The organism is Bifidobacterium rousetti, from assembly GCF_008698235.1.
In the GTDB taxonomy this organism is placed as follows: Bacteria; Actinomycetota; Actinomycetes; order Actinomycetales; family Bifidobacteriaceae; genus Bifidobacterium; species Bifidobacterium rousetti.
Genome location: NZ_PEBH01000002.1, coordinates 1 through 19,594, shown reverse-complemented (window position 1 = coordinate 19,594; position 19,594 = coordinate 1). Strand labels below are relative to the sequence as shown.

The 19,594-nt window shown below is 65.1% G+C and carries 18 protein-coding genes; 9 read left to right on the top strand and 9 right to left on the bottom strand.

The features are described 5' to 3' along the window. Positions 1–176: 176 nt before the first annotated feature. Complete coding sequence (gene typA, locus CSQ85_RS02625) at positions 177–2,120, top strand: translational GTPase TypA (protein WP_150382762.1); 1,944 nt, start codon at positions 177–179, stop codon at positions 2,118–2,120. 504 nt (positions 2,121–2,624) lie between these two features. On the opposite strand, the gene nrdF is transcribed toward typA, so the two are convergent. The 4 genes from nrdF to CSQ85_RS02605 all read right to left on the bottom strand — a co-directional run bounded on the left by nrdF (position 2,625) and on the right by CSQ85_RS02605 (position 7,212). Then, positions 2,625–3,617, bottom strand: a complete 993-nt coding sequence (gene nrdF, locus CSQ85_RS02620; RefSeq protein WP_150382761.1) for a class 1b ribonucleoside-diphosphate reductase subunit beta — start codon at positions 3,615–3,617, stop codon at positions 2,625–2,627. A gap of 387 nt (positions 3,618–4,004) precedes the next feature. Next, positions 4,005–6,149, bottom strand: coding sequence for a class 1b ribonucleoside-diphosphate reductase subunit alpha (gene nrdE / locus CSQ85_RS02615; protein ID WP_150382760.1), 2,145 nt, complete (start codon positions 6,147–6,149; stop codon positions 4,005–4,007). Between the two features lie 105 nt (positions 6,150–6,254). Next, the gene (gene nrdI, locus CSQ85_RS02610) at positions 6,255–6,761 is read right to left on the bottom strand and encodes a class Ib ribonucleoside-diphosphate reductase assembly flavoprotein NrdI (RefSeq protein WP_150383011.1); all 507 of its coding nucleotides are present in this window, start codon (positions 6,759–6,761) and stop codon (positions 6,255–6,257) included. Positions 6,762–6,927: 166 nt separating this feature from the next. Next, positions 6,928–7,212: a glutaredoxin family protein gene (locus tag CSQ85_RS02605; protein WP_107040984.1), complete on the bottom strand. Its 285-nt coding sequence runs from the start codon at positions 7,210–7,212 to the stop codon at positions 6,928–6,930. A gap of 391 nt (positions 7,213–7,603) precedes the next feature. On the opposite strand from CSQ85_RS02605, the gene CSQ85_RS02600 reads away from it, so the two are divergent. The 3 genes from CSQ85_RS02600 to CSQ85_RS02590 all read left to right on the top strand — a co-directional run bounded on the left by CSQ85_RS02600 (position 7,604) and on the right by CSQ85_RS02590 (position 10,348). After that, positions 7,604–8,059, top strand: a complete 456-nt coding sequence (locus CSQ85_RS02600; RefSeq protein ID WP_150382759.1) for an alcohol dehydrogenase — start codon at positions 7,604–7,606, stop codon at positions 8,057–8,059. An 82-nt stretch (positions 8,060–8,141) separates the two neighbouring features. Continuing rightward, positions 8,142–9,185, top strand: a complete 1,044-nt coding sequence (locus tag CSQ85_RS02595) for a prephenate dehydratase (protein WP_150382758.1) — start codon at positions 8,142–8,144, stop codon at positions 9,183–9,185. A 92-nt stretch (positions 9,186–9,277) separates the two neighbouring features. Continuing rightward, complete coding sequence (locus CSQ85_RS02590; protein ID WP_150382757.1) at positions 9,278–10,348, top strand: prephenate dehydrogenase; 1,071 nt, start codon at positions 9,278–9,280, stop codon at positions 10,346–10,348. A gap of 93 nt (positions 10,349–10,441) precedes the next feature. Here the strand turns inward: CSQ85_RS02590 and CSQ85_RS02585 are convergent, their stop codons facing one another. After that, complete coding sequence (locus CSQ85_RS02585; protein ID WP_150382756.1) at positions 10,442–10,693, bottom strand: DUF6725 family protein; 252 nt, start codon at positions 10,691–10,693, stop codon at positions 10,442–10,444. 649 nt (positions 10,694–11,342) lie between these two features. Here CSQ85_RS02585 and CSQ85_RS02580 point away from each other — a divergent pair. Genes CSQ85_RS02580 through CSQ85_RS02565 form a run of 4 tightly spaced genes read left to right on the top strand, consistent with a single transcriptional unit; the run spans position 11,343 to position 13,748 of the window. Continuing rightward, on the top strand, positions 11,343–12,017 hold the full coding sequence (locus CSQ85_RS02580; RefSeq protein WP_150382755.1) for an ATP-binding cassette domain-containing protein: 675 nt from the start codon (positions 11,343–11,345) through the stop codon (positions 12,015–12,017). Further along, on the top strand, positions 12,014–12,739 hold the full coding sequence (locus CSQ85_RS02575) for a hypothetical protein (RefSeq protein WP_150382754.1): 726 nt from the start codon (positions 12,014–12,016) through the stop codon (positions 12,737–12,739). The genes CSQ85_RS02580 and CSQ85_RS02575 overlap by 4 nt, the downstream gene beginning before the upstream one ends. Continuing rightward, entirely contained in the window at positions 12,736–13,362 is a 627-nt protein-coding gene (locus tag CSQ85_RS02570) for a cytochrome C oxidase subunit IV (protein WP_150382753.1), read from the top strand. Before CSQ85_RS02575 ends, CSQ85_RS02570 begins: the two co-directional genes overlap by 4 nt. A 38-nt stretch (positions 13,363–13,400) precedes the next feature. Continuing rightward, positions 13,401–13,748 (top strand): hypothetical protein, encoded by a 348-nt coding sequence (locus CSQ85_RS02565; protein WP_150382752.1) that lies wholly within the window; start codon positions 13,401–13,403, stop codon positions 13,746–13,748. 68 nt (positions 13,749–13,816) lie between these two features. Here the strand turns inward: CSQ85_RS02565 and CSQ85_RS02560 are convergent, their stop codons facing one another. From CSQ85_RS02560 to CSQ85_RS02545, 4 genes are all read right to left on the bottom strand, one after another. Then, positions 13,817–14,386, bottom strand: a complete 570-nt coding sequence (locus tag CSQ85_RS02560; protein ID WP_150382751.1) for a hypothetical protein — start codon at positions 14,384–14,386, stop codon at positions 13,817–13,819. Continuing rightward, positions 14,383–15,087 (bottom strand): helix-turn-helix domain-containing protein, encoded by a 705-nt coding sequence (locus CSQ85_RS13335; RefSeq protein ID WP_223846787.1) that lies wholly within the window; start codon positions 15,085–15,087, stop codon positions 14,383–14,385. Before CSQ85_RS13335 ends, CSQ85_RS02560 begins: the two co-directional genes overlap by 4 nt. Positions 15,088–15,255: 168 nt before the next feature. Continuing rightward, positions 15,256–18,159 carry an ABC transporter permease gene (locus CSQ85_RS02550; RefSeq protein WP_150382750.1) on the bottom strand — a complete coding sequence of 968 codons (2,904 nt, stop codon included), beginning with the start codon at positions 18,157–18,159 and terminating at the stop codon, positions 15,256–15,258. After that, a complete protein-coding gene (locus CSQ85_RS02545; RefSeq protein ID WP_150383009.1) occupies positions 18,156–18,959 on the bottom strand; it encodes an ABC transporter ATP-binding protein in 804 nt (267 codons plus the stop codon). Before CSQ85_RS02545 ends, CSQ85_RS02550 begins: the two co-directional genes overlap by 4 nt. A 223-nt stretch (positions 18,960–19,182) precedes the next feature. On the opposite strand from CSQ85_RS02545, the gene CSQ85_RS02540 reads away from it, so the two are divergent. Continuing rightward, positions 19,183–19,594, top strand: a 412-nt coding sequence (locus tag CSQ85_RS02540) for a site-specific integrase (RefSeq protein ID WP_190972865.1), incomplete at its 3' end; no start/stop codon positions are given.

Sequence of the window (19,594 nt, the reverse complement as noted above, 5' to 3'; positions counted from 1 at the left end):
GATGGCCGGCGGCGGTCCGATGGCCACGGTCGCGCGGGTTGGGTATCATCATGTCGGTTTGTGTGTAAGTGACAGGTGAAGAACCGGAACAATACCAAGCAAGCGTCCCGGCGCCGCACGGCGTCGGAGGGTTACGCGACGAATCAACACAACAGTAAGTACTAAGAGAGGTTTCGATGGCGGTTCGCGGTGATATCCGTAATGTGGCGATTGTGGCTCACGTCGACCACGGCAAGACCACGCTGGTGAACGCGATGCTTCAGCAGTCCCACGTCTTTTCCGAGCGTGAGGAAGTGCCGGACCGAGTGATGGACTCCAACGATCTCGAGCGTGAGAAGGGCATCACCATCCTCGCCAAGAACACGGCCGTGGAGTACACCGGCCCGCTCGCGGCCAAGTACGGTCACCCGGAGGGCATCACCCTCAACATCATCGACACCCCCGGCCACGCCGACTTCGGCGGCGAGGTCGAGCGCGGCATCTCCATGGTCGACGGCGTCGTCCTGCTCGTCGACGCCTCCGAGGGCCCGCTGCCGCAGACCCGCTTCGTGCTGCGCAAGGCCCTCGAGGCCAAGCTGCCGGTCATCCTGTGCGTGAACAAGGTCGACCGTCCGGACGCCCGCATCTCCGAGGTCGTCTCCGAGTCCACCGACCTGCTACTGGGCCTCGCCCAGGACGTCGTCGAGGAGGGCGTCGACCTCGATCTCGACCACCTGCTCGAGCTGCCGGTCGTCTACTGCGCCGCCAAGGCGGGCTACGCGTCCGTCAACCAGCCGGCCGACGGCGCCCTGCCGGACAACGACAACCTCGAGCCGCTGTTCGAGGACATCATCAAGTACATCCCCGCCCCGGAGTACGAGGAGGGCGCCCCGCTGCAGGCGCACGTCGCCAACATCGACTCCTCCGACTTCCTCGGCCGACTCGGCCTCGTGCGCATCTACAACGGCACGCTGGAGAAGGGCAAGAACTACGGCCTGAGCCGTGTCAACGGCACCATCGAGAACTTCCGCGTCACCGAGCTGCTGCGCACGCAGGGCCTCGAGCGCATCTCCGTCGAATCCGCGGGCCCGGGCGACATCGTCGCCGTCGCCGGCGTCAACGACATCATGATCGGCGAGACCATCGTCGACCCGAACGACCCGAAGCCGCTGCCGCTCATCCACGTCGACGACCCGGCCATCTCCATGACCTTCGGCGTCAACGACTCCCCGCTGGCCGGCACCGAGGGCAAGGACCACAAGCTCACCGCCCGTATGATCAAGGACCGCCTCGACCGCGAGCTCATCGGCAACGTGTCCATCAAGGTGCTGCCCACCGACCGTCCGGACGCCTGGGAGGTGCAGGGCCGCGGCGAGCTGGCGCTGGCCGTCCTCGCCGAGGAGATGCGCCGTGAGGGCTACGAGCTGACCGTCGGCCGTCCGCAGGTCGTCACCAAGAAGATCGACGGCGTGGTCAACGAGCCGATGGAGAACACCACAATCGACGTGCCCGAGGAGTACATGGGCACCGTGACCCAGCTCATGGCCGACCGCAAGGGCCGCATGGACTCCATGTCCAACCACGGCTCCGGCTGGGTGCGCCTGCAGTTCACCGTGCCGTCCCGCGGCCTGATCGGCTTCCGCACCGCGCTGCTGTCCGCCACGCGCGGCACCGGCATCGCCGCCTCCATCTCCGCCGGCTACGCGCCGTGGGCGGGCCAGATCGTCACCCGCCAGAACGGTTCCATGGTCTCCGACCGCAAGGGCGTCGCCACCCCGTACGCCATGCAGCGCCTGCAGGCCCGCGGCAACTTCTTCGTCGAGCCGCAGTCCCCGGTCTACGAGGGCCAGGTCGTCGGCGTCAACAACAAGCCCGACGAGCTGGACGTCAACATCACGCTGGCCAAGCACATGACCAACATGCGCTCCTCCACCGCCGACGTGCTCGAGACCCTCACCCCGCCGATCAAGATGAGCCTCGAGGAGTCCCTCGACTTCGCGAACGAGGACGAGTGCGTCGAGGTCACCCCGGAGTCCGTCCGCGTGCGCAAGATCATCCTCGGCCGCGAGGACTGGTACAAGTGGCGCGCCAAGCAGCGCCGCCAGAACGCCGCTCAGGAGGCCGCCGCCCAGGGCAAGTGACCGTCGGTCAAATCTAAAAAGGCTTTCCAAAGATCCATCACGGATCCTTGGAAAGCCTTTTATGGTTTCTGGTGATTCTGGTGTGATTCCGGTGGTTTCCGGTGATTGTCACAACGTGCAGATCCACGCCGATCCCGGTACGTTGTGACAGGAAAAGCTGTCACAACGCGCAATTCCCGGCGATTTTCGCGCGTCGTGACACGGATCGTTGGCGGCGCGTGGGATCGCGTGGCAAAGGGAATCGACGGAATGGCGGAATTCCAAGCTTTCCGCCGACCAGCTCCCCGTCGTCTCCCCGTCGTCTTACGACGTCGGTCCGGCGTTCTTGTCACAACGTGCGATTCACGATGATTCGGGTGAGTTGTGACAACGGAAATCGTCACAACGTATCGAAAAGACGCCAGGAACCACGTTGTGACACGCCCCCGCATCCGAACGTCCGATGCGTCCGATGCGGGGGCTGATTCGGGGGTGCCGGATGTCCGGCGCGGGAACGTCACCGATTCAGAAGTCCCAGTCCTCGTCGTCGGTCTCCTCGGCCTTGCCCATCACGTAGGAGGAGCCGGAGCCGGAGAAGAAGTCGTGGTTCTCGTCGGCGTTGGGGGAGAGGGACGCGATGATCGCCGGGTTCACGTCGCAGATCTCAGCCGGGAACAGGGCCGGGTAGCCGAGGTTCATCAGCGCCTTGTTGCCGTTGTAGCGCAGGAACTTCTCCACGTCCTCGACGAGTCCGACGCTCGCGTACAGCGACTCGGTGTACTCCACCTCGTTGTCGTACAGCTCGTTGAGCAGGTCGTACGTGTACTCGCGCATCTCCTCGCGCTTCTGGTCGCTCACCTGCTCGAGCCCGCGCTGGTACTTGTAGCCGATGTAGTAGCCGTGCACGGCCTCGTCGCGGATGATGAGGCGGATCACGTCGGCCGTGTTCGTCAGCTTCGCGTGGCTCGAGAAGTACATCGGCAGGTAGAAGCCCGAGTAGAACAGGAACGACTCCAGCAGCGTGGAGGCGACCTTGCGCTTCAGGGGGCTGTCGCCCTCATAGTAGTCGAGGACGATCTGCGCCTTCTTCTGCAGGAACTCGTTCTCCTCGCTCCACGAGAACGCGGCGTCGATCTGCTCGGTGGAGCACAGCGTCGAGAAGATCGACGAGTAGCTCTTCGCGTGCACGGACTCCATGAACGCGATGTTCGTGTACACGGCCTCCTCGTGCGGGGTGAGCGCGTCGGGGATCAGCGAGACCGCGCCGACCGTGCCCTGGATCGTGTCCAACAGCGTGAGCCCGGTGAACACGCGCATCGTGAGCGTGTGCTCCTCCTCGCTCATCGACTGCCAGCTGGGGATGTCGTTCGAGACCGGGACCTTCTCCGGCAGCCAGAAGTTGCCGGTCAGACGGTCCCACACCTCGAGGTCCTTGTCGTCCTCGAGACGGTTCCAGTTGATCGCGCTGACGCGGTCGATGAGCTTGAGCGGTTTGCGCGGTACGGAGATCGGTGCCATATTCTTCCTCGTTTCCTGTGTTTACTCGTTACTCGTTTGCGTTGTCGTTATCGCGTGTATCGTACTTGTCCGCATACTCCTCTGGCGCCGTCAGACGCAGGATCATGCGATAGATCATCGGTGACATGTGGACCTCTTTCGTGTCGTCCGCAACCGGTCGTGGAACGCATTTCGTGACACGCTCCGGGCCGCTCTGGCCAAGTCTTCATGGTCGCGAATTGCGTTCCACGACCGGCTGCTCGTTCGCTGTTCCTCCTACGTTTCGTGCGTGGTGAGACCAACGGAGTGGGTGGTGGGGTGTGCGATGCACGACCGTAGGCTTGGCCGAACGGCCTTGAGTGTGTCGGGTATCGCACACCCCACCACCCACGGTCAACGGTTAAGCACTCACAGCATGCACGACACGCAGCCGGCCACTTCGGTGCCTTCGAGGGCCTGCTGGCGGATGCGGATGTAGTAGAGGGTCTTGATGCCCTTGCGCCAGGCGTAGATCTGCGCCTTGTTCACGTCGCGAGTGGTGGCGGTGTCGGGGAAGAACAGCGTCAGCGACAGGCCCTGGTCGACGTGCTGCGTGGCCTCGGCGTATGTGTCGACGATCGCCTGCCATCCGATCTCGTAGGCGTCCTTGAAATACTCGAGGTTGTCGTTCGTCATGTACGGCGCGGGGTAGTACATGCGGCCGATCTTGCCTTCCTTGCGGATCTCGATCTTCGAGGCGATAGGGTGGATCGACGACGTGGAGTGGTTGATGTACGAGATCGATCCGGTCGGCGGCACGGCCTGCAGGTTCTGGTTGTAGATGCCGTCGGCGAGGATCTCATCGCGTAGCGCCTCCCAGTCGGCGACGGTCGGGATCGCGACGCCGAATCGCGCGAACAGCTCGCGCACGCGTGCGGTGCGCGGTTCGATCGAACGGCGTCCGTCGGTGTACTTGTCGAAGTAGTTGCCCGCTCCGGCGGGCTTGGCGTAGTCGGAGCGCTCGAAGCCGACGAACGCCTTGCCGTGGCGGACGGCCAGATCGTGCGAGGCCTTGTAGGCGTGGTAGGCGACGGTCATGAAGTACATGTCGGTGAAGTCGAGCGCCTCGTCGGAGCCGTACATGATGCCCTCGCGCGCGAGGAAGCCGTGCAGGTTCATCTGGCCGAGGCCGATCGCGTGGCCCTCCTCGTTGGCGCGGCGGATCGACGGCACCGCGTCGATGCTCGTGTGCTCGGCCACCGCGGTAAGCGCGTGGATCGCCGTCTCGACCGTGTCGGCGAGGCCGCCGTCCATCGCCTTGGCGATGTTGAGCGAACCGAGGTTGCAGGACACGTCGCGGCCCACATGCGTGTAGGAGAGGTCCTCCGCGTACGCGCTCGGTTCCTGCACCTGCAGGATCTCCGAGCACAGGTTCGACATGGTCACGCGCCCGTCGATCGGGTTGGCGCGGTTGACGGTGTCCTCGAACACGATGTACGGGTAGCCGGATTCGAACTGGAGTTCGGCGAGCGTCGTGAAGAACTTACGCGCGTCGATGTACGTCTTGCTGATGCGATCGTCGGCGACCATCTCGTCGTAGTGCTCGCTCACGGAGATGTCGGCGAACGGCTTGCCGTAGACGCGTTCGACGTCGTACGGGCTGAACAGGGCCATCTGCTCCTTGCGCTTGGCCAGTTCGAACGTGATGTCCGGGACGACGACGCCGAGGGCGAGCGACTTGATGCGGATCTTCTCGTCGGCGTTCTCGCGCTTGGTGTCGAGGAAGCGCATGATGTCCGGGTGATGGGCGTTCAGGTACACGGCGCCGGCGCCCTGTCGCGCGCCGAGCTGGTTCGCGTAGGAGAACGAGTCCTCCAGGAGCTTCATGACCGGCACGACGCCGCTGGACTGGTTCTCGATGTGCTTGATCGGCGCGCCAAGCTCCCTGAGGTTCGACAGCAGCAGCGCCACGCCGCCGCCGCGCTTGGACAGCTGCAGGGCCGCGTTGATGCCGCGGGAGATCGACTCCATGTTGTCCTCGATGCGCACGAGGAAGCAGCTGACCGGCTCGCCGCGCTGCGCTTTGCCGAGGTTGAGGAACGTCGGCGTGGCCGGCTGGAAGCGGCCGGAGAGCATTTCGTCGAGGTAGCGCACGGCGGCGTGCTCGTCGCCGGCGGCGAGGTCGAGCGCCACGGCGGCGCAGCGCTGTGGGAAGTCCTCGAGGTACGTCTTGCCGTCGAACGACTTCAACGCATAGGAGCGGAAGAACTTGAACGCGCCGAGGAACGTCTCGAACTCGAAGCCGCTGGAGGCGGCGCGCTCGTAGAACGAGTCGAGGAACTCGGGGGAGTAACGGGCGAACACGTCGCCCTCGTAGTACTGGTGGCCGATGAGGTAGTCGAGACGGGCTGCGGTGGAGTCGAAGCGCATCGTGTTCGGCTCGATCTCGGAGGCGACGTACGCGCGCTCCGCCTCCTTGTCCTTGCCGAACTGGATGAGGCCGTGCTCGTCGTAGAGGTTGAGCATCGCGTTGAGCGCGTGGTAGTCGGTGGAGGGATCGTAGGTGGTGGTCATGGGGTGATTGGTCCTGTTGGTCGATCGGTCGGTGTTGTCGATGATGTCGATAATGTCGGTGGTCTGCAGGCTGTGTGCCGGCGGTATGCCGGTGCGCCGCCGGGGTCACGCCCCGCGGAAGAAGCGAACGATGCCCTCGCGCACCTTGCGCGTGTCCTCGCGGGTGCCCATCAGCTCGAAGCGGTACAGGTAGGGCACGCGGCATTTCGCGGCGATGATGTCGCCGGCGGCGGCGTACGCGGAACCGAAGTTCGTGTTGCCCGAGGCGATCACGCCGCGGATCCACGCGCGGTTCGCCGCGTTGTTGAGGAACTTCTTGACCTGCACGGGCACGGCCTTGGCCGCGTCGCCGCCGCCGTAGGTTGGCACCATGAGCAGGTACGGCTCACGCACCCTGAGCGGCGGCTGGCCGGGCTTCAGGGGGATGCGGTAGACGTTGATCCCGAGCTCGGGCAGATGGCATGAGGCGACGAACCGCGACGTGTTCTCGGAGGCGGAGGAGAAGTACACCAGCGCGCCGATGGCCTTGCCGCCGCCATCCGCGGTGTCGGCCGCCGCTTCCGGCGTGCTGGAGGCGGTGTCGTCGCTCGCGGGCGTCGGGTCGGCGTGCATCGCGACCGGCGCGCTCTTCGGCGCTGTGGTGCGGCCGGTGCGCCCGGTGCGCCCGGTCGGTCCGTCTGCGGCGTACGCGTCGGCCTCGCCGCGCGTGCCGGCGGCGCTGGTGCTGATCTTCGGTGTGATCTTCGAGGTGAACGGCATCGAACGGTCGGCCCCGCGATCAGGCGTTGACGGTCGCCTCGGCGGAGGCGGTGACGTTGGCCGCGGCCTCGGCGGCCTGCGCCTTCGCGAGCTCCCTGATCAGGTCCGGACGGTAGCCGGTCCACGAGTTGTCCGGGGTGATGACGACCGGCGCCTGACGGAAGCCGGCGGCCTGCAGCTGCTCCAAAGTGGACGGGTTCTCGGACAGGTCCACGGTGTCGAAGGGCACGCCGAGCTTGGTGAGCTGACGCTTGGTGGCGTCGCACTGCGGGCAACGGGGCTTGGTGAACACGGTGACGGTCATGGCTGTTCCTTGTCTTGAGGCTCAGTGGATGCGGGGTCCGATCGAATCCCGTAGCTGGTTTGGTGTATGGCTGTTGTATTGGCTGGGGCGCGAACCGTGAGGAGGTCACGCGCGCTCGCTGGGGAACCAGATTACATCCATGTGATTTGATCGGAAACACTACCCCTGTGGCATGTCGAGCGTGTCGCCACTACATGTAGTGTTCGGGAATCCAGTGAACAGTAGGTGCGTCAGGGGTTCAACGAGGCTCCGCGAACGCGGGAAAACGAAAAATGTCGTCTTCGTCACATTCGTCGCGAAAGGGGCTGCCGGCGAAGCCGACGGGGGGAAGAGAACGCCCGTGGCGTCTCGTGACACCGGTTCGGCGGGGCGGCGGGTACAGTGATCCGGTATGAAGCAGCAACCGCAACGCCATAATGACCCGTCCCTGATGCCGTGGTCGCACCGGTTCGGCCCCGTCGGCCGATCGCTGGTCACAATGGCCACCGGCGTCGGGTCGGCGTTCGTCGGCACGTTCGCGCACCGCATGGGCGCGTCGATGAACATCCCCTACGGCCTCGTGCTGGCCCTGCTCATCGTGGGACTCTCCACCTACTGCGCGCGTGCGCGTCAGGGGGCGGTCGGCATCGGCCTGCACCTGACCGTCTCGTCGGCCGTCGCGTGGGGTTTGGCGATCGTCGGCGGCCCCGGCGGCGACGCGCTCACCGTCGCCGGCTTCTCCGCCGCCGTGCCGTTCATGAGCCAGCACGTCGGCTACATCTGGCTCTACGGCGTGATCGTGCTGCAGGTCGTCCTGCTCGTCCTTCCCGCCCGCTGGTTCGCGATCCCGCCGCGCAAGGCCGACTGAACCGTGGTGTTTCCCGCCCGGCGTCCACCATATGCGTGTGACTGCGCTCCGATCGCCGCTCCTCCCGCTACAGTAGGAGCCTATGGCACGCAAGGAACTGTTCTATCTGGGGCCGGAAGGCACCTTCACCCATCAGGCGGCGATGGAGGCCGCCGACCAGCTGCGCCCGTACGTCGAAGACGCTGATGCCGAGTCCGGCGTCGATGCCGCGGGCGGCGGCGCTTCCGGGTTCACGCTGACCGCGTTGCCCGACGTCCCCGCGATCATCGACGCCGTCCAGTCAGGACGCGGCTGGGGCGTCATCGCGTGGGAGAACAACGTCGAGGGGTACGTGGTGCCGAACCTCGACGCCCTGATCGACGCGACTGACCTCGCCGGATTCGCGCGCGTCGGCGTCGACGTCGCCTTCGACGCGTTCGCCGTGGCGGGTGACGACCCGCTGAGCGGACAAGGGGGAGGCGAGCCCGTCGTCGTCTCCGCCCATCCGCACGGGCTCGCCCAGTGCAAGCGGTTCATCGCCGAACACCGGCTCAAGGCCGTGCCCGCCTCCTCCAACGCCGCCGCATGCCGCGACCTGAAGCCGGGGCGCGTCGCGTTCGGCCCGCGCATCTGCGGCGACCTGTACGGTCTCGACACGCTCGCCGAGCGCGTGCAGGACTTCGACGGCGCACGCACCGAATTCCTCGTCCTCGCCCGCCGTGACGACGTGCGTGACCTGTCCGCGACGTTCCGCGCGCACGGCGTCGGCGAATTCGAGACCATCATCACGTTCATCCCGCTCGTCACCGGACCGGGCGTCGTCGCCAACGTGCTCGACATCCTGCGCGACGCGGGCCTCAACATGACCAGCTTCATGTCCCGGCCGATCAAGGGCCACGACGGCACCTACAGCTTCATCGACACGCTTGACGCCGCCCCGTGGGAGCCGCGCTTCCGCGAGGTGCTCGACACGCTCGCCACGCACGGCATCTGGCTCAAGACCCTCGCCGTCTATCCGAGGCGCGAGCGTCCCAACCCGCCGGTCGACGCGTGGATGCTGCCTCAGGGCGGCGTACATCTCGACGCGATGCGCATCGAACGCGACTGGCAGACGGCCGCCGCCGTGGAAAGGGAACTGCTGTGGTAGAGAAGAACGAAACAGGCACGAGCAATCGTGCAGATGTTCGGCCCCCTCTGACGAGGGGGCTGTCAGCGAAGCTGACCGGGGGAGAGATCTCGATGACCGTCGGCATCGTCGGCATGGGCCTGATCGGCGGCTCCCTCGCCCGCCGACTCGTCGATCGCGGCGTGAAGGTCGTCGCGTGGAACCACCGACCGCACCCGTACGCCGAGGCCGAACGGGCCGGCATCCACTGCGTGCCGACGCTCACCGCGCTCGTTGAAACCGAACCGGACGTCATCGTCCTGTGCAACCCGCTCAAGGCCATGCCCGCGATCCTCGCCGAGCTCAAGCCCTTGCTCGACGCCGCGCCGGACATCATCCTCACGGACGTGGGCAGCGTCAAAGGCATGGTGCGCGATCAGGTCGAGGCCGCCGGACTGGGGAACCGCTACGTCGGCGCGCACCCGATGGCCGGCAACGAGCTGTCCGGCTGGACGGCCGCCGACCCGGCCCTCTACGACGACGCCTTGTGGGCGATCACCGTCACGTCCGACACCGAGTTCGATCGGTTCCTCACCGTCGCACGGCTCATCGTCGACGGCGTCGGCAACCGCGTGATCGTCCTCGACGACGACACGCACGACAAGGCCGCCGCGATGATCAGCCACATGCCGCACGTCGTCGCCACGGCCCTCATCAACGAACTCACCGCCGACCCGAACCGCAACATCGCCGCCGCGCTCGCCGCCGGCAGCTGGCGCGACATGACCCGCGTCGCCCTGACCGACCCCGACCGCACGCGCGCGATGGTCGAGGAGGACGCGGCCAATGTCGAAGGGCTGCTGCGCGACATGGCCGCGCGCCTGAACGCCGTCGCGGACCTGTTGCGCGACGAACGGACCGCCGCCGCGTCGGAGGTGGCGTCCGATCCGCAGGTGGCCGCGATGCAGCGTTTCTTCGCCGAAGGCCAGCCGTTCCGCGACTACAAGGCGCGACAGCGCGCCATCGCGTCGCAGGGGGGTGGCACGGATGGCACTTCCGGCGAGCTCGCCTACGAGGAACGGCTCGTCGACTTCACCCCGGAACACTGGCAGACGGATCTGCTGGCCTCGGCTAGGCGCGGCGAGCACATCATCGCGCTCGCGGGCCCGCGCACGGTTCGCGTCCAGCTGCGTTCCGCCCTGTGATACCGGTTGTTCCTGTATTCCGCACCGGACTACCCCTCAGTCCCGCTTCGCGGTCCAGCTCCCCTGACAAGGGGAGCCGCAACGAGGCGGCCGTTACGGCCGCGGCTTGGGGCGTTCCGGCACCGGCTTCAGCGTGGCAATGGTGTCGGCCTCGATCATCACATGCTGTTTCGGGCGCGAGCCGTTCGCGGCCGCGTCCCGCGACAGCTCGAGCGTGCGACCGTCCCACGAGAGCACATGCCCCACGTAATCGCGGAACTTCGTGCGCCCGTCGTCCGGATCCACGCCCTCGATGACGCGCACGACGATGCGTGCGCCGTTCGGAATCGACTGCGGCAATGCCATATATTCCTCCCACATAGACCCGTATGGATCGATGGACGAACCGGCGGCGGACCACCGCGTCCGCCTGTCATCACTTCTCTCTAACTGTACCTCGTCCCGGACGCCACGCCGGGAGCGTTGGGTCGGTCTTGAGGAAACCACGGCCTGCAGGGATTCAGCGCAGCCAAAGCCGATTCCGCACCTGAATCCCGCAAGTCCGGGGGAAACAATGCGATTCCCCGCGATTCTCACGCTGAGTCCCGCAGCAAAGCCCTCCCACACCGGCATCGGACCAGAGACGACCTGTCAGCGCCGCCGCAAAACGGCGGAATTCCAATGATTTCCATTTCACGACCGACAGGCGGTTGCGGGGCTGGCGTTCAAGTCGCGGGACTCAACGACGAAACCATCCACAATCGCGCTGAATCCCACGAGCCCGGGGGACTCGACACGATTCCCCACGTGCTTCACGCTGAATTCCCTGAGATAGGCGGACGGAGCGGACGGGAGACGCAACGGACACCATCGTCCGTAGGGCTGAATCTCGTCTCGCCCGTTGATACGGCTTTCATTCCCACGAATGATGGCCGCGGATTCTCATCGGTGACACAATCCCGTACCGTGAACACAACCGGTTCACGTCAATCCAGAGTTATGTGGAGGGCGGACCATGCCAGCGATATCGGCGACGAATCTCTCGATCGGGTATAAGGGTTCCCCGATCGTCAACGACATCAACCTGCAGTTGAAGACAGGCAGGATCATCTGTCTGCTCGGGCCGAACGGTGCGGGCAAGACCACGTTGATGAAGACGCTGCTCGGGCGGATCAGGCCCGTGGGCGGGAGCGTCACGTACACGCGGACGAGTATCGATGAGATGGCCGCGGCGATAGACCATCCGAGCTACTTCCCCTACCTGAGTGGCAGGCAGAACGTCCAGGTGGCCTCGGCGTTCTGGGGACTGGACGTGGACCCGGAGTCGGCGTTGAACGGTGTGGGCATCGCCCGCGCGGCGCATGGGCGGAAGGCGAAGGACTACTCGACGGGCATGAAGGAGCGTCTGGAGCTGTGCCTTGCCATGCTGTCGCACCCAAGGTTCCTGTTCCTCGACGAGCCGCAGAACGGTCTGGACGCCGACGGCATGATCTCCTTGACCGCAACGCTGCGCGCCTATCGGGATGCGGGAAACTGCGTAGTGATTTCCACGCATCTGCTCCACGAGATCCAGGGGGTCCCGGACGAATGCATTGTGATCCGCCATGGCCGGGCCGTGCAGATCCCGGATCTGACCGGGGTGAACATCGCGGACCTGTATCACGAGAGATCACGGGAGGTCGAGTCGTGAGAGCCGTTTACCCTGTCCGCGCGCTGGTCATGTATTACTGGAGCGCGTGGTATTTCCTCGCCGCGTTGCTCGGGGCCGTAGCGTCCCTCCTGATGGGCTCGTGGATTTCAAGCGAGGCGAACGGAACCCCGATCACCGGAGGGTACAGCTTCTTCTTCACCGGCACCCAGCCACTGATCTGTCTCGCGCTGCTCTTTATGTGCGATGCCAGGGTCGCGAAAGCGCACTACGGAGGCTTGCCCCCACGGATGTATTTCGCATGGAAGCCATGCTCGCTCAGAACCGTATTCCGGGCGCTGGTCCTGATCGCCGTGAACCTATTGGGCGTCTTGGGCTTCGACGCCATCATGATCCTGACGGGCGCCGCAATGCACCCGCACCTGGCCACGGTCCTGTGCTTCGTCGTATTGCAAAGCCTGCTGATCGCGCTGGTCTACTCGATCATCGAGATCGCCGCCAATCCCACGGCCGCCGGAGTCGTCTCGGGCATCCTCTTCTATGTGTGGATCCTGTTGCCGGGCGATCTTCCCGATTATGCGACGCCCTACGTTGCGAATGCCTTGCGGCTCGTCGGATTGAACCTGAACGGCACCGTGATGTCGCCGGCGGAAGCGGTGAGCCGGCCACCCGTCGGTCCCGTGATGGTTGTCGTCCCGATTGTGGCGCTCTTGGCTGCCCATGTTCTGTTGAGCTGGTTCCATTGCAAAGGAGCGAAAAAATGAAATCCTTATTGCGTATTGGATACGTGGCGTTGATCCGCTGGCCGACGCTCGCCTTCATGGCCGTCCTGTTTCTTCCGCTGCTCTTTCTGCGTTACGGGAACACGGGTGCGGTGGCGCAGACTGCGATGGTGATGGCGCTTCCCATAGCCTCTGCAGGCCTTGTTTTCTCCCATGCGAGGGTGCCCTGCTCGTATCGTTCCTTCAGCATCCACGACCAGCTTCTGCTTCGTTTTACCTTGAAGTCGCTGGCGTTCGGTGTCACGGTCAACGTCTGTCTGACCCTGTTGTATGGATTTGCCATCGGATTCGTCGTCAATGGGCGGCCGCTTTCGTCGCATACCGTTCTGATGCTTGCATTCACCGCCGCCGCTCTTGCTCCGGCGTGCTTCGTGTTACGGCTCTGGATCGATCCCGTTGCCGCTTGGGGCATCGTCGGTTTCTTCATTATCGCCGGTCTTACAGTCAGCTCCGGCATGTTCGAGGACGCGCCGATCCTGTACGCCGCCATACCGACCACATGGATGTTGAACGGGGTGGGATTCGCCGCCTATGTGATCCCGGTAGGCGTCGCCATCGCCGCGGCAAGCGCATGGCTGCTGCGCAAAGCGGTGAAACGTGTCTAGCTGCACTTTGCTCGGCCCGCGAACAAGACAGGAGTGAAATGACCGTATTCAACACCATCGAGTTGGCTCCGATGTGGACGCTGCTTCTCTATTGCTCAATGATCGGATGTAACATGCATTATCTGCGTCATCTTGATCGGCACCGATCTCAGCGGATTCCCGCGCACGTGTTCGTTCCGCCTGTGCTCGTCTCGATCGTCTCCGCCGCTTTCGCAATGCTGGCATATTGCGATGTCGCGTATTCGGCGAAAGCGGATATTGATATGAGGGATTTCTATATCTCCTATATGCCTTTGGTCTCCATCCTGTTGGCAGCCTCCATACTCGTGGAAATCATCTATTCCGTAAGGATTTTCCTGTCCAGGAACAAGAATCGCAGTGCATGATAATCGAACGGTTAAGAACGTTGACACCATCGGCCGACTTCACGGAAAAATGGAATTGCCGACAACAATTACCATGTGGCAAGTGTCTCGATGGTGTCCAGTCCGTCTTGACGGTGTGATTCGTCGAGGTTATTCCAGTACGGGGAGTCCTCGGTGAGCTTGTCATGCAGGAGTCTGATACGTTTACGGTCGGTGCCGCTGTGCAGGCGTGTGAGTTCGGTATCAGGATCCGGAATGAGCGATGCGAGCATGGCGGCGTCGTAGAGATGACGGTCGCCGTAGCCGGCGTGATCGGCACCGAGGAACTTGGGCAGATGGTCGGCGACCAGCAGATCCACGACGTCGCCGTTTGGCGTGCTCATTCGGGTTGTGTATCCGGTCAGCGTGCCCGGTTGCGTCTCGAACCCGCGAGTGGCAAGGATGCTGCGCAGTCTGGCGATGCCGCGTCGGTCGGTCATGAGGTCGGCGAGCAGGTCGGCGTCGGTGGTGGGGCGTGCGGTCAATCCTCCCGTGATGGCGTGCAGTTGGACCATGAGCCCGCCCGTCAGTAGCCATGATTCCGGGATGTCGGCTGCGGCGACCGCGTACACGGTGCTCCATGGGTGGCCCGTGTTAGGTATGTGGATTGTTGGGATCATTGCTGATGCTCCTTGCGGTGGTAGTCGTCGATCAGCTGTTGGAGGGTTTCCAGTCCGGCGCGGCGTTCCCTCGGATCGTTGGATTCGGTCAGGTCGGCCGCGCAGACGCCGAGAGGCATCGGCCCTTCTCCGACGGGAAGATTGCGGGTGACGTGGAGTCGCGCTCGGATGGGCGTTACGCCTTGCTTCAGGCGGCATTGCCGGACGACATCATCCAAATCGTCGACGGTGACATAGCCTTCCACCACATCCGTGACGGTCAGCTGGAACGAATCCGCCAACGCTCCGGTGGCTGCGGAAGGGCGAATGAGACCAGCGACCTTTGCAAGATTGGAGTCCCTGCACCAGTATTCGACCATCGTCGCACGCCTCCGGACAAGACGGGTCAGATTTTCCGCATCCGCCTGCCTCAAGTACCCCTTGAGTCGGTACCGCTGCTGCCGGCCCAGCCACGGCGTTTCGAGCCCGCTGAGCACGTACAATGCGGCGAACGCCATGTCCGGCGAATACGGGCGTCCGTCCGCACCTCGCCACTGTGCTTGGCGTCGCACGGAATCCTCTGTGACCAGTGTGCCGCTTCCCGCGGAGAACGATTCGAGCCGGCCGACAGCGCAAAGCGCGCTGACTCGCCGCTCGCTCACTCCGAGCCTGCGGGCTGCTTCCCGCCGTGTAAGCAACGTGTGATTTGTTCTAATGGCCATATCACTATTGTATACAGAACTATTCCTAGTCAAGAATAGTTCTGTATACACCATGCGGTAGGGGACCTACGCCGCATATGCGCGCAGGAACGTCCAGCCGGCGGTACTCGGCACGTACACCGTCGACGCCATCGGGCCGTGTCTCCTGCGCAATGCCTCGTCAGTCGGTCAGTCGGTGGCGACGGCGTCGAGGACGGGGACCTTCAGCGCGCGGCGGGCCGGCGGCAAGGCGGCGATGACGCCTACGACGATCGACAGCGCGAGGAACACGCCCAGCTGGTCCCACGGCACCGCGAGCCGTTCCAGGCCGTTGGACTGGTACACCCGTTGGATGACCGCGCCCGCGCCGACGCCGACGACGAGCCCCAGCAGCGTGCCGAGCACGGCGATCAGCGACGCCTCGATCGCGAGCATGCCGCGCACCTGACCGCGCGACGTGCCGATCGCCCGTAGCAGGCCGATCTCCCTCGTGCGCTCCGACACGCTCAACGCGAGCGTGTTCACGATGCCGAACACGGCGATCACGATCGACAGGGCGAGCAGCGCGTACAGGATGATGAGGATCTGGTCGACCATCGAGCTCATCGACGACTTGAACTCGTCGCGGTCCTGCACGGTGATCACGTAGAACGGCTTGACCGCCTTGACGAGCCGCTCCTTGACCGCGGCCACGTCCGCGCCGGGGTCGGCGTTGATGAACAGCATGATCGTGAACATCGTGTAGTCGTTGGCGAGCTTCTCGGCTAGCGAGTCGTTCACGAGCACCATCGAACGGTAGACGGAGTTTTCGATGATCGCCCCGACCTTGACATCGCGGTGCGTTTCCTCGGTCTTCGTTTTGACGAGCGTCGACGGGTCGACGTGCTGCGCGTCCGCGGCGGCCTGCTGCGCCTCGGCCGACTTGGCCTGCGCGCCCGCGCGGTCGCCCGCGGCGAGCAGACGCCGCGCCTCGGCCTGCAATCCGGCGACCTGCTGCTGGACCTGCGCCTGATACTCCGCCTGCGCCTTGGCGGTCGCCTCCTCGTCGACCACGACCTGCCTGCCGTTGACCCGGACCGTGTCGCCGACCTTCCAGCCGTTGTCCTGCGCCACGGTGAGGCCGACGACGAGTTCGCCGTCGCGCAGCGCCCGATCCGCGTCGCCCGAGTTGGTGACGGGCGCGAACACCTTCGCGAATAGCGACGGCTGTTCGGCGAACGTCATCGCCTGCGCCTTGTCGTCCCCGCTGCCGTAGGTGACGCCCATGAGCATGCGGCTCCTCGACACCGAGTTCACGCCCTTGACCTTCTCGATCGCTGTGACCGCGTCGTCCGGGATGCGCCCCGACGACGCGGACATTGCGGTGAAATCGGACTTCAGTCCTGTGTCGACGATGCCCGCGACTGACGCCTTCGCCGATGAGGCGACCACGCCGAGACAGCTGACGATCGCGACGCCCACAAACAGGGCCGCCGCCGTGTTCGCCGTGCGGCGCTTCTGCCGCGCCAGATTGCGCGTGGCGAGACGCCCGGTCACGGGGAAGACATGCGAGGGTATCCAGCCGAGCACCGCGCCCACCGGGCCGACCAGCGCCGGGGCGAGCACGATCACGCCGATGACGATGAGCCCGGCGCCGATGCCGAGCGGCCAGCCGGTCCCGTAGCGCGAGGCCAGATCGTTGAGGAACGCGACCGGGGTCGGGTCGCCGTCGTCGCCGGCCGCGGCGATCGCCACGCAGAACACCCACGAGATGACGCCCAGTGCGATCATCACCAGTCCCGCCACGCCACGCGGCCACACCGGCCTCTCCGGATTCACGGTCTCGTTCATCGCCTGGATCGGCGGGGCCATCGCGGCACGGCGGGCCGGCAGGGCGGCGCCGACGAGCGTCACCAGCAGACCCACTACGAGCCCGGCGAGCATGTCGGTGACGCTCGGGGTGGCCACGCCGCTCATCGGCGTGCCCATACGCGCCATGCCGGCGACGATCAGTTTCACCATGCCCCAGCCGAGCCCGATGCCGGCCGCCGAGCCGACCACGCCCAACAGCAGCGCCTGCACGATCACCGTGGAGAACACCTGCGCGGGGGAGGCGCCCACCGAGCGCAGCAGCGCGTAGCCGCGCATTGACTCGCGCACGATCATCGAGAACGTGTTCGCGATGATGAACGAGCCGACGAACAGGGCGATCACCGCGAAGATCAGGATCAGCGGCTGGATGAAGCCGAGCTGGTCCTTGATGGCCTGCGAATACTCGTCGCGCAGCTGGTCGCCGGTCACGGCCGTCGCCTTGGAGCCGGCGGGCAGCGCCTTGTCGATGCGTTTCGCGAGCTCCCGCTGCTGTTCGTCGCTCAGCGGCGCGCCGCCGTTCGCCGAACCGTACACGCCGATGTACTGCGTGGTGCCGATCTCGCCGGTCTTCTCCTGATACAGGGATTTCGCCACATCGGGCGCGAGTCCGATGATGATCGCGCCCGCCTGCGAGGAATCCGTGTCGAACACGCCGACGACCTTCACGTCCTTCGGCCCCGACGGGTAGACGAGCTTCGTCGTGTCGCCGACCTTGAGTCCGGCCGTCTCGGCGGCGAACGCGTGCAGGGCGATCTCGCCGTCGTTCCCCGCCCAACGGCCCTCGGTCAGATGCGCGGAACGCCATGTGCCCTTCGCCAGCCCGATGCCCATCGTCGGAGAGCCCATCGTGGACACCGCGTTGCCGTCCTTCCTGACCAGCACCAGCGAGCCCGACACCGAATACGTGACCTCGGCGGTCTTCACGCCGTCCACCGCGGCGACGTCGTCGACCAGGGAGTCGTCGATGTCGTTGTAGGTTTTGAGCGACGAGCCGGCGGATGCGTCGGACGACGACGAGCTCGAACCCTCCGCCGAGGAGGCATCGTCCTTCTTCTCCACCGTGCCGCGCACGTACACGTCGTGGTCGGTGTTCGACCCCATCATCTGGTCGACCTGATCGTTCATCATCTCGCGGAAGCAGAACGAGCCGACCACGAAGGACACGCCCAGCGCGATCGCGATGATCGACATCAGGAAACGGGGGAAATGCGCGCGTGCGTCGCGCAGGCCGATCCGGATCATGCGCGGCCCTCCACGACGTCCGCGGCGACGTGTGTGGCGACTTCCGCGTCCTCGTCGCCCTCCGTGGCGAACACGTCGAGGATCTCCTCATAGCTGGGGTGTTTGAGATCGCGGGTGATGCGCCCGTCGGCGAGCACGAGCACGCGATCCGCGTACGAGGCGGCGCGCGGGTCGTGCGTGACCATCACGATGGTCTGCCCGTATTCGCGCACGGAGTCCTTGAGGAAGCCCAGCACTTCCCTGCTGGAACGCGAGTCGAGGTTGCCGGTCGGCTCGTCGGCGAAGATCACCGCCGGACGGGCCATGATCGCGCGGGCGCACGCGACGCGCTGCTGCTGGCCGCCGGACAGCTGGCTCGGCCGGTGCGTGAGCCTCGGGCGCAGGCCGACCACGTCGACGACCTTGTTGAACCACGCGCGGTCGATCGGACGCTTCGCGATCTGCAACGGCAGCAGGATGTTCTCCTCGGCCGTGAGCGTCGGCACCAGATTGAACGACTGGAAGATGAAACCGATCTGCTCACGCCTCAGCTTCGTCAACTGACGCTGGTTCATCGACGACACCTCAAGCCCCTCGACGACCACCTTGCCCGACGTCGGCTGGTCGAGCCCCGCCATGCAGTGCATCAGCGTCGACTTGCCCGAACCGGACGGGCCCATGATCGCCGTCATCTCGCCGCGCGCGAACCCGACGCTGACATGGTCGAGCGCCACGACCTGCGAGTCGCGCTCGCCGTACGTCTTCGTCAGGTCGATCGCGCGTGCCACGATGCCGTCGCCGGTTCCGGACCCCGCAGCCATCGGCGTGGTGTCGGATGCGGGCCGGAGCGCGCCGGAGCCGGAGGCCGTCCTCGGGACCCTGCGCGATGTCTTCCTGACTTTCCTCGTCGATTTCGCCGTCGATTTCGCCGCATGCCGTGCCATGATTCCTTACGCCCTCCTCAGCCAACAACCCCTGTTGTCCGAACGGTTATAGTCTAACTGACCGGGTTCTGACGCCCGGTCCCAAGCGAAGGGGAGTGATATGGCCTTTGACGGACTGCTGGACGCATACCGTACGTTCCTCAAGGCGAACAAAGGACTGAGCGCCAATACGCTCAAGGCGTACCTGGCCGACGTGGCCGGATGCCTCGACACGCTCGCCGCGCGCGGCGTGGAGGACCTGCGTGAGATCACGATCGACGACCTGCGTGGCTGGATGGCGTCCGAGTCGCGCACCCACGCCCGTTCCAGCATGGCCCGCAAGACCGTCGCGGTCCGCTCCTTCTTCTCGTGGGCGTATGACCACGAGATGATCCCCACGGATCCCGCGGCCATGCTGATGACCCCGAAGATCCCACGGACCCTGCCCACCGTGCTCACCGAGGCCCAGGCCGAACGCCTGATGGACGACGTCGACGCCGAGGCGGGGGAGGGGGCGAAGGCTGGTCCCTATA